This is a genomic window from Azohydromonas caseinilytica (assembly GCF_012927045.1).
GTDB classification, from domain to species: domain Bacteria; phylum Pseudomonadota; class Gammaproteobacteria; order Burkholderiales; family Burkholderiaceae_C; genus Azohydromonas; species Azohydromonas caseinilytica.
The window spans coordinates 36,610-48,388 of the sequence record NZ_JABBFW010000035.1; the positions used below are offsets into that span (position 1 = coordinate 36,610).

General features: G+C 70.7%; 10 protein-coding genes. 6 read left to right on the forward strand and 4 right to left on the reverse strand.

Annotation, left to right across the window (positions count from 1 at the left end; translation table 11 throughout):
* Positions 1-667: 667 nt before the first annotated feature.
* From HHL10_RS26945 to HHL10_RS26955, 3 genes are all read right to left on the reverse strand, one after another.
* The gene (locus HHL10_RS26945; protein ID WP_169163508.1) at positions 668-2,665 is read right to left on the reverse strand and encodes a phage integrase family protein; all 1,998 of its coding nucleotides are present in this window, start codon (positions 2,663-2,665) and stop codon (positions 668-670) included.
* 326 nt (positions 2,666-2,991) lie between these two features.
* The gene (locus HHL10_RS26950; protein ID WP_169163509.1) at positions 2,992-3,456 is read right to left on the reverse strand and encodes a hypothetical protein; all 465 of its coding nucleotides are present in this window, start codon (positions 3,454-3,456) and stop codon (positions 2,992-2,994) included.
* Positions 3,457-3,505: 49 nt separating this feature from the next.
* Positions 3,506-4,294 carry an IclR family transcriptional regulator gene (locus HHL10_RS26955; protein WP_310734684.1) on the reverse strand — a complete coding sequence of 263 codons (789 nt, stop codon included), beginning with the start codon at positions 4,292-4,294 and terminating at the stop codon, positions 3,506-3,508.
* 109 nt (positions 4,295-4,403) lie between these two features.
* Between HHL10_RS26955 and HHL10_RS26960 the strand changes: the two genes are divergently transcribed.
* The 6 genes from HHL10_RS26960 to fahA all read left to right on the forward strand — a co-directional run bounded on the left by HHL10_RS26960 (position 4,404) and on the right by fahA (position 11,060).
* Positions 4,404-5,357 carry an MBL fold metallo-hydrolase gene (locus HHL10_RS26960; protein ID WP_205833238.1) on the forward strand — a complete coding sequence of 318 codons (954 nt, stop codon included), beginning with the start codon at positions 4,404-4,406 and terminating at the stop codon, positions 5,355-5,357.
* Between the two features lie 117 nt (positions 5,358-5,474).
* Complete coding sequence (locus HHL10_RS26965) at positions 5,475-7,136, forward strand: FAD-dependent oxidoreductase (RefSeq protein ID WP_169163511.1); 1,662 nt, start codon at positions 5,475-5,477, stop codon at positions 7,134-7,136.
* A 23-nt stretch (positions 7,137-7,159) separates the two neighbouring features.
* Positions 7,160-7,360, forward strand: coding sequence for a DUF2783 domain-containing protein (locus HHL10_RS26970; RefSeq protein WP_169163512.1), 201 nt, complete (start codon positions 7,160-7,162; stop codon positions 7,358-7,360).
* A 45-nt stretch (positions 7,361-7,405) separates the two neighbouring features.
* A complete protein-coding gene (locus HHL10_RS26975) occupies positions 7,406-8,374 on the forward strand; it encodes a Bug family tripartite tricarboxylate transporter substrate binding protein (protein ID WP_169163513.1) in 969 nt (322 codons plus the stop codon).
* Positions 8,375-8,414: 40 nt separating this feature from the next.
* Positions 8,415-9,713: a homogentisate 1,2-dioxygenase gene (gene hmgA, locus HHL10_RS26980; protein ID WP_169163514.1), complete on the forward strand. Its 1,299-nt coding sequence runs from the start codon at positions 8,415-8,417 to the stop codon at positions 9,711-9,713.
* A gap of 21 nt (positions 9,714-9,734) precedes the next feature.
* Complete coding sequence (gene fahA / locus HHL10_RS26985) at positions 9,735-11,060, forward strand: fumarylacetoacetase (protein ID WP_169163515.1); 1,326 nt, start codon at positions 9,735-9,737, stop codon at positions 11,058-11,060.
* Between the two features lie 147 nt (positions 11,061-11,207).
* Here the strand turns inward: fahA and HHL10_RS26990 are convergent.
* On the reverse strand, positions 11,208-11,779 hold a 572-nt coding region (locus HHL10_RS26990), incomplete at its 5' end, for a hypothetical protein (protein ID WP_169163516.1).

The following is an 11,779-nucleotide window of genomic DNA, read 5'->3' on the forward strand; positions in this document are numbered from 1 at the left end:
CCGTGCCAAGACTGCTGACGTTGACGAGAACCTTTTTCCCAAGGGCGACAGGCTTGAGGCCGGGATTGGTTGATTGGGTACGGTGCGTTGTGAGCGTCGTGGCTGCCGCGCCGTCACTGGCACTGGCAGCGCGGACGCCTTGGTGATGTCCTGGTGTTCTACCGTAGAACACCCCCTGGCCGAGGCCGCGGTGGCGCCGGAGCCACCTCTCCACCTGCAACGCACCATGCGCTTGGAACTGCCTTCCAGGCCGTTTGCCGGCGGAAGTGCCTGTCTTGAGGCCGGGAGCGGACTTCTTGCCGCTGTGCCGGCGCCTGCCTTTACGGCCGAGCGGCCGGCTGCGGAAGCAGGCCGGGGCCGCGCTTGGCACTGAGCCGGCTGGCGTCCGGACAGCCTGACGTGGCGTGGAAATGATTCCGGGCATGCAGGCCGGCACCTGTTCTACCGTAGAACACCAAACCCTCAAGATGCCGGGCCACCCGCTCAGCAGACAGGGAGCCCTGCACCGGGTGTCACGCGGATTGCAGGAACCGCGTGCCCGTGCCGGACGCCGCTGCGGCATTCGGAAGGCCGTGGCAGCGGGTGTTCTACCGTAGAACACCCTCGCCACCTGCAGGCCGCAGCGGCCGATGGACCGGTCCGGCGTGCGGAACTCGGTTGCCCCGGCTCACTCCGGCTTGCGTCGCCGCTTCAGCTTCTCGAACTCGCGCACCATGCGCACCCGCTCGGTGCCGAGATAGATCGTGGTGGTAGACAGGCTGGCATGGCCGAGCGCCTGCTGCAGCACCTCCACCGGGATCTGCGCCGCCGCGCCCTGGCGTGCGAACGTGTGGCGCAGCCAGTGCGTGGACGCGGCGCGCAGCCGCGCGGCATCCAGGCCATCCACCGCGTGGGCGCGCGCCGCTATGCGGGTGAAGAAGCGCTTGAGCATGCGGTACAGGCCGCTGGCGCCCAGAGCCCGGGTAATTGCTGGACGCTCCAGGCCGAGACTGCCGTCGGCCAAGGCCCGCCAGCGCGGCGGCGCCTCGGCCAGCGTGCACACCAGCGGCGTCGGCGAGGGCAGGGGAGCAACGGCCGCCGCGTCGGCATGGTGGGCGGCCAGCAGCGCGGCCAGGTCCTCCGCCAAGGGTACCTCGCGGACCTTGCCGCCTTTGCCCTGTACCGACAGCAGGGTCGCATCCTCGCCCGCCGCGTCGAGCCGCACGCTGCGCACCGACGCCAGCGTGGCACCCGCGATTTCCGACAGCCGCAAGCCGGTGGCCGCCAGCAGCTCCAGCACCAGCCGCAGGCGCCGCTGCTCGGCGCCCCGCGGTACGCCGGCGCGTGGCCGTGCGGCGGCTTCTTCCAGGCCGAGCTGGGCGCGCACGAAGGCCCATTCGGCCTCGGTGAAGGAGCGCTCGATGTCGATGTGCGACCCGACCAGCGCCGCCTTCTTGCTCACCGCGCGCAGCGGGTTGCCCACCAGGTAGTTGGCGTCGCGCAGGCCGTCGAACAGCGCCTGCACCACCACCAGCGCCTGCCGTTGCGACGCCGGCTTCAGCGGGCCGCGAAACGGCCGCCAGGCCGGATCGTCACGAGCCACCACCGCGGCGCCACACCAGGCCGGCGGTGGCTGGCGGATGAACTCGCGGTACGCCTGGGCGTCGCGGCTGTCCACCGACGACAGCGCCTTGCCGCGCTCCAGCAGGCACCACAGGTAGAAGCGCTCGACCTCCTTGCGGTAGGCGCGCAGCGTGGCCGGCTTCTCGCGGTACTGCGCCAGCCACGCCTCGATGGCCTGCCGGTCGTCCTCCGCGCCCAGGTGGTTGGGCATGCGGGTGGCGAACAGACCCGGGGCCTGCACCCCACCGGCCAGCCGGGGCGGCACGGCCAGCTGCTCCAGCGGCACCAACGCAAAGCGTGGAAGCAGCTGCACCGCGCCCAGGGCCCCGGTCCGCAGCGCGATGCGACGCTGCGGCGCCTCGCGCGCATCGCTCCGCAGCGGCTCCTCCCAATCGCGTGCCAGCGGCTGCAGCCATTCCAGGAGCCGGTCGGCCCGGGCCCGGCCCAGTCCCTGCACGCGGCGCCACCAGTTGGGCCCAAAGACGTTCACCGTCTGCACCAGGGCGGCCAGCGTGCCGATGCCGGCGGCCGTGAGGCGCTCGGCCATCGCCGGCGAGAGCCACAAGGCGACGCGGTCAGGCGGGGCAGGGCGGCGGGCCAGCAAGGCCTCGATCCGCCGCAGGCTGCGCGCTGCAAGGCCGCTCCGGTCCGACCCAGCTTCCCGGTGCGCCGGCAGCGTCTCCACGCCGTCCAGCCCATAGAACTCGCGGTACTCGCGCAGCAGCTCCGCCTCGGAATGCGTCTCGCGGTCCAGGCCCTGGCTGTCGATGAACTCGTCCAGGTCGGGCAGGGCCACCGCGCCCGGCCCGCGCGGCGGTTGCGCCAGCACCTGCAGCTCAGCGGTGATCCGCTCCGATTCCGGCAGCCCGAGGTTGAGGGCATGGCCATCGCGCAGCACCCGCCGCAACAGCGCTCCGCGCTGGCGCTCGATGCGGCGCAGGTCGGCGCTGAGCTCGCCGAATGCCAGGTAGCGCTCCCAGGCCCGGCGCAGGTCCAGGCCCTGCAGCCAGCTGCGCAGAAAGGCGAAGTGGTGCACGCCCAGCGCCTGCTCCTCGCGCAGCACCCGCGTCCGGGCCCCGCGTGGGCGGCCCGGGGGACGCTTTGGCCTCGCGACCTCGATGAGTTGGCTCGAATTCGGCTCCTCTTGCTCCACGCCATCCCCAGATTGATCCATTTATATGGCGGCATGATAATGAGAGTTATCAGGACGCAACTGACCTTGATATTGCTCCGTCGGGAAGAAGCATTGGGGTAGGGCTGTCGCCATGGCCATGGGCCAGCGAGCACTGATGACGACCCGGTCGAGCCAGGCAGTGTCGAAGAAAGGCTTGCGCTACCGGCTGAGAGCCAAGTCGGGAGCTTCAGCAAAACAGTTGGCCACGTTGCGGCTCAGTCACGACAGCTGCCGCGCGTCGCAGCCAGCGGCAGCGCAAACGCGACCAGGAAGGCCAAGTTGAGCGCGACGTTCAGCCACACCCCGGCCCGCAGCGAATACAAGGTGCCGGGCACGAACCACGCCGCCACCGACAGCGCCACCGTCCACCAGGCCCGGCGCGACCCAGCTGCGAGCGGGCCGCGCACCGACTGCAGCAGCGCCACGGCCCAGCCGAACATCACGGCCCCCAGCACCGCATGCGCGAAGGAGAGGTACGCGACCGCCTCCGCTCCCATGCGGTCCAGGCGCCCGGGGTCGGCGTAGACCAGCAGCGACATGCCCCACAAGGCCAGGTCCGGCAGCAGGACCGCGCCCAACCCCATCGCCATCAGCGCGGCGACGACGGCCTGCAGCCAGGCCAGCCAGAAGGGGGATGGGCCGGAAGGCCGAGCCCGTGAGGAATCCGGGGCGCCGTTCACCCGTGGCATTGTCGGCCGGGTGGTGCCCCGGGCCGTGTGGCTCGCCCGATCAGGCCGCGCCCAGGCGGCGCGACAGCGAGGCGGCGCAGCGCCGGATGGCGCCGGCCAAGGCGCCATCCCAGGCGGTGTCGAAAGTGGCGCTGGGGCCGATGCCGGTGATGCTCAGCAGCAGCGCGCCGCTGCCGTCGAACACCGGTGCCGCCAGGGCGCTGACGCCCGGAATCGCCTGGTCCACCACCCGCGCCATGCCCTGGCGCCGCACCTCGGCCAGCTGCGCCTCGAAGGCGGCCCCGTCCAGCGGCGCACCGTTGAAGCCGCCCAGGGCCAGCTCCTGCGCCAGTACCGCCTGCACCTCCTCACGTGCCCGGTAAGCCGCGAACAGCCAGCCCGAGGCCGTGCCGCGCAGGCTCATCACCGTGCCGTGGCGCATGGCCACGTGCACCGGGCTGGGTGCTTCCGCCACCCGCACGATGGTCGGGCCACGGTTGCCCCACACCGCGATCGACATGGTGTGGCCGGTGCTCAGCGCCAGTTCCTCGATCAGCGGCGTGGCCAGCCGCACCGGGTCGAACTGCTGCAGGCTGATGAGGCCCAGCTGCAGCGCCAGCGGGCCCAGCCCGTAGCGGCCGCTGCCGGCCTCCTGTTCGATGAGGCCCAGCTTGCCGAAGCTCACCAGGTACGGATGCGCCTTGGCCGGCGCCATGCCGGCCTCGCGCGCCAGGTCCTTGAGCGCCATGGGCCGGCCATGGTGGGCCAGCGCCAGCAGCAGCTGGCCGCCGACCTCGATGCTCTGGATGCCGCGCGAGCCGCGCTCTACAGGGGAAGTGACGTCGTCCACGGACTGGCTCAGGGTTTCTGCTAGGAACAATGGATTAGACATTAACGAAATGCATGACTAAGATCAACCTCGCCGTTAAACATTGCTGAAGACGTTCGCCGACATACCCATGAGCAAAGCCTTCGCCTCCCAAGCCGACCTCGAAGAGAAGAAGGTCAGCTTCACGCAGCTGTCCGAACATGCCTGGGCCTACACGGCCGAGGGCGACCCCAACACCGGGATCATCATCGGCGACGACGCCGTGCTGGTGGCCGACACCCAGGCCACGCCCGCCATGGCCGCCGACGTGATCCGCCGCATCCGCGAGGTGACGGACAAGCCCATCAAGTACGTGGTGCTCACGCACTACCACGCCGTGCGCGTGCTGGGCGCCTCGGCCTATGAGCCGCAGCAGATCATCGCCAGCCAGGACACCTACGACCTCATCAGGGAGCGCGGCGAGCAGGACAAGGCCAGCGAGATCGGCCGCTTCCCGCGCCTGTTCCGCAACGTCGAGACGGTGCCCGCCGGGCTGACCTGGCCCACCATGAGCTTCACCGGGAAGATGACGCTGTTCCTCGGCAAGCTGGAGGTGCAGCTGCTGCAGCTCGGCCGCGGCCACACCAAGGGCGACACCGTGGTGTGGCTGCCCCAGGAGCGCACGCTGCTCTCGGGCGACCTGGTCGAATTCGATGCCACGCCCTACGCCGGCGACGCCTACTTCAAGGACTGGCCGCGGACGCTGGACAACATCGCCGCGCTGAATCCGCGCGCGCTGGTGCCGGGCCGCGGCGCGGCGCTGGTCGGTGAAGAGCAGGTGCAGGCCGGGCTGGCGGGCACGCGCGCCTTCATCTCCGACCTGTACCAGGCGGTGCAGGCGGGGGCTGCCGCCGGCAAGGACCTCAAGGCCGTCTACAAGGAGGCCTACGCGCACATGGCGCCCAAGTACGGCCAGTGGGTGATCTTCGACCACTGCATGCCCTTCGACGTGACGCGCTGCTACGACGAGGTCACGCAGTACCCGGACCCGCGCGTGTGGACCGCGCAGCGCGACATCGAGATGTGGCAGGCGCTGGAGACCTGAGCTTCCAGCCGTCTCGTCCCTGACGGGCCCTGGCGGGGCCCGTCACCTTCTCTTCCATTCCTCATGGCATGCGCGTGCGGCGCAGGCCCCGGCTCGTCCCTTCACGTCCTCAGCCCCATGCGCGACCCGCTGTATTCCGCCTCCGGTGCCGAGATCCAGGCCCTGAGCTTCGATTACCGCCGCAGCCCCGACCAGGATGCCGCCGCGCCGGTGCGCCATCCCGTGGTGGTCGTGGGCGCCGGCCCCGTGGGCCTGAGCCTGGCCATCGACCTGGCGCAGCGCGGCCAGCGCGTGCTGCTGCTGGACAACGACGGCAAGCTCTCCACCGGCTCGCGCGCCATCTGCTTCGCCAAGCGCACGCTGGAGATCTGGGACCGCCTGGGCGTGGGCCAGGCCATGGTGGACAAGGGCGTGCGCTGGCACGTGGGCAAGGTGTTCTTCCACGACCAGCAGGTCTACCAGTTCGACCTGCTGCCCGAAACCGGCCACGAGCGCCCGGCCTTCATCAACCTGCAGCAGTACTACGCCGAGGCCTACCTGGTGGCACGTGCCCGCGAGCTGCCGAACCTGGAGATCCGCTGGCACAACACAGTGGCGGCACTGGCCCAGGAGGGCAGCGCGGTGCGCCTGGGTATCGACACGCCGGACGGCCGCTATGAGCTGATCGCGGACTACGTGGTGGCCTGCGACGGCTCGCGCTCGCCGATCCGCCACCTGATGGGGCTGGAGAGCAAAGGGCGCGTGTTCCGGGACCGCTTCCTCATTGCCGACGTGCGCATGAAGGCCGCCTTTCCCGCGGAGCGTTGGTTCTGGTTCGACCCGCCCTTCCACCCGGGGCAAAGCGTGCTGCTGCACATGCAGCCCGATGGTGTCTGGCGCATCGACTTTCAACTGGGTTGGGATGCGGACCCGGAAGTGGAAAAGCGGCCGGAGAAGATCATTCCCCGCGTGCAGGCCCTGCTGCGCGCAGCGGCCGCCAGCAAGGGCGACGGCGAGCCGCCCGAGCTCGACTTCGAGCTGGACTGGGCCAGCGTCTACACCTTCGCCTGCCTGCGCATGGAAAACTTCCGCCATGGCCGCGTGCTGTTTGCCGGCGACTCGGCGCATGGCGTGTCGCCCTTCGGCGCGCGCGGCGCCAACTCCGGCGTGCAGGACGCGGAGAACCTGGCCTGGAAGCTGGACCGCGTGCTGCGCGGCGCCGCGCCGGACTCCCTGCTCGACAGCTACGCCCGCGAGCGTGAGCACGCCGCCGACGAGAACATCCTCAATTCCACCCGCGCCACCGACTTCATCACGCCCAAGAGCGAGATCAGCCGGCTGTTCCGCGACGCCACGCTGGCGCTGGCCCGCGAGCATGGTTTCGCGCGCAAGCTCGTCAACAGCGGGCGGCTGTCGGTGCCGGCCACGCTGGACGGTTCCGTGCTCAACACGCCCGATGCCCAGGGCGATGCCTTCGCCGGCGCCATGCGCCCGGGCGCGCCGGCCGCCGACGCACCGCTGCGCCTCAACGGCCGCGACAGCTGGCTGCTGCGCGAGCTGGGCCCGGATTTCACGCTGCTGTGCTGGGGTCGCGCCCCCGCCTGGGCCCGGGAGCTGCCCGTGAAGGTGCTGGCCCTGGACGCCGCCAACGACCCGCAGCAGTGGCTGGCGCGGCGCTACGACCTGCGCCCCGGCAGCGCCTACCTGCTGCGCCCGGACCAGCATGTGTGTGCCCGCTGGCGCCAGCCCACGCCCGCTGCCGTCCACGCCGCCCTGAAGCGCGCCTGCGCGCTGCACTGAACACCGACCGAGCGAGAGCCGCCATGCCCCTGGTCACCGAACCGAATCTGGACGCGCCCGATGACTTCTACGAGGCGCTGATCGACACCCACCGCGACCTCGGCGCCGAGGCCAGCCATGCCCTCAATGCGCGCCTGGTGCTGCTGCTGGCCAACCACATCGGGCGGCTGGATGTACTCAAGGAAGCGCTGGCGCTGGCGCGCGCCAGCGGCGACACGGCCTGAAGAATTTTTCCCCGCAGACCAAAACCACCACAAGGAGACCTGCCCATGACCACCCGACGCCACCTGCTCGCCGCCTTCGGCGCCGCCGCCCTGTCCGCGCTGCCCCTGGCCGCCGCGGCCCAGGAGAAACCGCTGGAGTGGGTGCTGGGCTACGCCGCCGGCGGCGGCTCCGACGTCGTCGCGCGCACCGTGGCCGAGCAGATGGGCAAGACGCTGGGCCGCACCATCGTCGTCAACAACAAGCCCGGCGCCGCCACCAACATCGCTGCGGACTATGTCGCCAAGTCGCGCGACATCGGCAACGTCATGCTCACGGCCGACTTCGCCACGCTGGCCGCCAACCCCGCGCTGTTCAGCAAGCTGCCCTATGACGCCGAGAAGGACTTCAAGCCCGTGGGCATGCTGGCGCGCTTCCCGCTGCTGCTGGTGGTCGCGCCCAACGTGCCGGTGAAGAACTGGAAGGAGTTCAGCGACTGGGCGCAGCGGCAGCCCGAGGGCGTCAACTACGCCTCGGCCGGCCTGGGCAGCCCGCACCACCTCGCCACCGAGCTGCTGCGCGAGAAGAGCGGCCTGAAGCTCACGCACGTGCCCTACCGCGGCGCGGCGCCCGCGGTGCAGGACCTGCTGGGCGGGCAGATCGCCGTGGGCATGATCGACACCGCCAGCGTCCAGCAGTACGTGCTCAGCGGCAAGCTGCGCGCGGTGGGCGTGGCCAGCCCGCAGCGGCTGAAGACGCTGCCCGAGGTGCCCACGCTGGCCGAGCAGGGCCTCAGCGGCTTCGAGGCCTACGCCTGGCAGGGTCTCGTCGTGCCCGCGGCCACCTCGGCCGAGCTCACCACCAAACTGAGCCAGGCCCTGCAGGCCGCGCTGCAGTCGGTGCCCGTGAAGGCGCGCTTCCAGACCCTGGGGCTGGAGCCGCTGCCCGGCACCCCCGAGCAGATGGCCACCTATGCGCGCAGCGAGCGCGCGCGCTGGGGCGCGCTGATCCGCGCCAACAACATCAAGCTCGATTGAGCTTCCACCCTTTCCTGCATGCACTGGGGAACCACCACCGATGTCTGATCTGAAGTACCAAAACGGTTTCGGCAACCACTTCGCCACCGAGGCCGTGCCTGGCGCCCTGCCGCAGGGCCGCAACAGCCCGCAGCAGGTGGCGCTGGGCCTGTATGCCGAGCTGGTCTCGGGCAGCGCTTTCACCGCGCCGCGCGCCGAGAACCTGCGCAGCTGGCTCTACCGGCGCCAGCCCTCGGTGGTGACCGGCGCCTACCGGCCCTACGCGCAGCCCTGGCTCAAGACCGGCGCGGCCGAGGGCCAGCCCATGCCGCCCGACCCGTTGCGCTGGCATCCGGTGCCCATTCCCCGGGCCGAGGAGCAGGCGCTGGACTTCGTGGACGGCCTGCGCACCGTGGTCGTCAACGGCGACGTGGAAGCGCAAAGCGGCATGGCCGCGCACCTGGCGCTGGTCAACCGCTCCATGGCACGGCGCGCCTTCGTCAACGCCGACGGCGAGATGCTGCTGGTGCCGCAGGAGGGCGCGCTGCGCCTGGTCACCGAGCTGGGCGTGCTGGAGGTGAAGCCGGGCGAGATCGCGCTGCTGCCGCGCGGCATCGCCTTCAAGGTGGAGGTGCAGGGCCCGACGCGGCTGTACGTGTGCGAGAACTACGGCGCCCCGTTCCGGCTGCCCGAGCTGGGTCCCATCGGCTCCAACGGCCTGGCCAACCCGCGCGACTTCCTGGCGCCGGTGGCGGCCTTCGAGGACGGGGAGGGCCCCTACGAGATCGTCAAGAAGTACGGCGGCGCGCTGTGGCGCAACGAACAGGCCGGCACGCCCTTCAACGTCGTGGCCTGGCACGGCAACCTGGCGCCGCTGAAGTACGACACGGTCAACTTCATGACCATCGGCTCCATCAGCTTCGACCATCCGGACCCGTCGATCTTCACGGTGCTGACCTCGCCCAGCGACACGCCGGGCACGGCCAACTGCGACTTCGTCATCTTCCCGCCGCGCTGGATGGTGGCGGAGGACACCTTCCGCCCACCCTGGTACCACCGCAACCTCATGAGCGAGTTCATGGGGCTGGTGTACGGCCAGTACGACGCCAAGCCCGAGGGCTTCAAGCCCGGCGGCATGAGCCTGCACAACGGCATGGTGCCGCACGGGCCCGACGCCGAAGCCTTCGAGAAGGCCAGCACCGCGCCGCTGGCGCCGCACAAGCTCGACAACACCCTGGCCTTCATGTTCGAGAGCCGCTGGCGCTTCCGCCCCACGGCCTTCGCGCTGCAGGAGGCGCCGCGGGATGCCGCCTATGCCGAGTGCTGGGCGGGCCTGGGCGACCGCTTCCAGCAGCCCTGAACCTCAAACTCCCGACAAGCCATGACCATCGACCACACCCACGACCCGGCGCTGCGCAGCTGGGTGGCTTCTGCCAACGTCAACGACACCGACTTCCCGATCCAGAATCTGCCCTATGGCGCTTTCCGCCGCCGCGGTACGCAGGAGCCGCTGCGCATCGGCGTGGCCATCGGCGACCAGGTGCTGGACCTGAAGCTGGCCGCACAAGAGGGCGCCTGGTCGCCGGAGACGGCGGCGTTGCTGGCGCCGTTGGCCGCGGGCGACCTCAATGCCTTCATGGCGCAGGGGCCGCAGGCCCGGCACGCCGTGCGCGTGGCCCTGTCCGCCGCGCTGAGCGAAGGCAGCGAGCAGCAGTCCGCGCTGCAGCCTTGCCTGGTGCCGCAGGTTGAGGCCGAGATGGCGCTGCCCTGCCGCATCGGCGACTACACCGACTTCTACGCCGGCATCCACCACGCCACGACGGTCGGCAAGCTGTTCCGTCCCGACAACCCGCTGCTGCCCAATTACAAGTGGGTGCCCATCGGCTACCACGGGCGCAGCTCCTCGATCGTGGTCAGCGGTACGGACGTGCGCCGCCCGCTGGGGCAGCAGGCGCCCGGGCCCGACGGCGTGCCCAAGTACGGCCCCAGCCAGCGCCTGGACTACGAGCTGGAACTCGGCGCGCTGGTGGGCACGGGCAACGCGCAGGGCAGCCCCATCCCGATGAGCGAGGCCGAAGGTCACCTGTTCGGCCTGGTGCTGCTCAACGACTGGTCGGCGCGCGACGTGCAGGCCTGGGAGTACCAGCCGCTGGGGCCCTTCCTGTCCAAGAGCTTCGGCTCCACCCTGTCGCCCTGGGTGGTGACCATGGAAGCGCTGGAGCCCTTCCGCGCGCCGTTCACGCGCCCCGAGGGCGACCCGCAGCCGCTGCCCTACCTGGACTCGCCGCACAACCGCGAGCGCGGCGCCATTGCGATCCGCTTCGAGGTGCTGCTGCAGACGGCGGCCATGCGCGAGCAGGGGCTGCCGCCGCACAAGCTGACGGAGAGCAACTTCCGCGACGCCTACTGGACCGTGGCGCAGATGCTCACCCACCACGCCAGCAACGGCTGCAACCTGCAGCCGGGCGACCTGCTGGGCAGCGGCACGCAGTCCGGGCCGGAGGCCGGGCAGGGCGGCTCGCTGCTGGAGCTGAGCAGCGGCGGCAAGCAGCCGCTGGCGCTGCCCGGCGGCGAGACGCGCACCTTCCTGCAGGACGGCGACCGCGTGTTCCTGCGCGGTCGCTGCGAGGCGCCGGGGGCACGGGCCATCGGCTTCGGCGAATGCGCCGGCACCATCCTGCCGGCACCGGCGGTGCCGGCGGCCTGAGGCCGGCACGGCCCGGCGTTCGGGCGTTGCGTGGGTAACCGCGCGGCTGCCGGCCCCTGCCATGAAAAAAGGCGCCGACCCGCTGCCGGGCCGGCGCCATGGGGGGCGCTTCTCGCGCTCCTTCGTCTCCCTCGCTGGAGAAGATGCTTACTGCGCGCGCAGGTTCGTCGGCGGGGACACCGTGATGGCGCCGGTGACGAACTCGAAGGGGCCGCGGTCGTAGGTGCCGTCGGCGCCACGGGTGTTGCCCAGGCCGTCCATGTTGAAGGGCGCGGCCAGGCTGGAGCCTGCGGCCGTGGAGGCCTTGAGGCGGAAGTCCAGCGCAGCGATGTTGACGAAGGGGTCACCGCTGGTGGCGCTGGTGCCGCCGGTCTCGCCGTGGCTGCCGCCGGCGTTGACGAAGTGGTTGTAGTTGTGCGCGGAGAACTTGGAGAAGTCCGGGCTGTTGCTGTTGTAGAAGATGTTGTTGTAGGCCTCGTTGCCCGAGGCGATGTTGGGCAGCGTGCTCAGGCTTTGCTGATTCACGTTGATGAAGGCGTTGTTGTAGACCTTGGCGTTGTGGAACTGCTCGCCGCCGCCGCCGGTCCAGCCGCCGACCACGCCGTTGGCCGTGCCCCAGGAAGCGCCCGCGGGCTTGTAGAACACGTTGCCGTAGACCAGCAGCTTGGCGCTGGTGTTGGACGAGTTGTCCCACATGATGCCGCCGGTGCTCTGGATGT

Coding starts and splice junctions, on each gene's coding strand:
- HHL10_RS26960 (WP_205833238.1), top strand. CDS start 4,404: ATGAGCAAAGCCTTCGCCTCCCAAGCCGACCTCGAAGAGAAGAAGGTC.
- HHL10_RS26965 (WP_169163511.1), top strand. CDS start 5,475: ATGCGCGACCCGCTGTATTCCGCCTCCGGTGCCGAGATCCAGGCCCTG.
- HHL10_RS26970 (WP_169163512.1), top strand. CDS start 7,160: ATGCCCCTGGTCACCGAACCGAATCTGGACGCGCCCGATGACTTCTAC.
- HHL10_RS26975 (WP_169163513.1), top strand. CDS start 7,406: ATGACCACCCGACGCCACCTGCTCGCCGCCTTCGGCGCCGCCGCCCTG.
- hmgA (WP_169163514.1), top strand. CDS start 8,415: ATGTCTGATCTGAAGTACCAAAACGGTTTCGGCAACCACTTCGCCACC.
- fahA (WP_169163515.1), top strand. CDS start 9,735: ATGACCATCGACCACACCCACGACCCGGCGCTGCGCAGCTGGGTGGCT.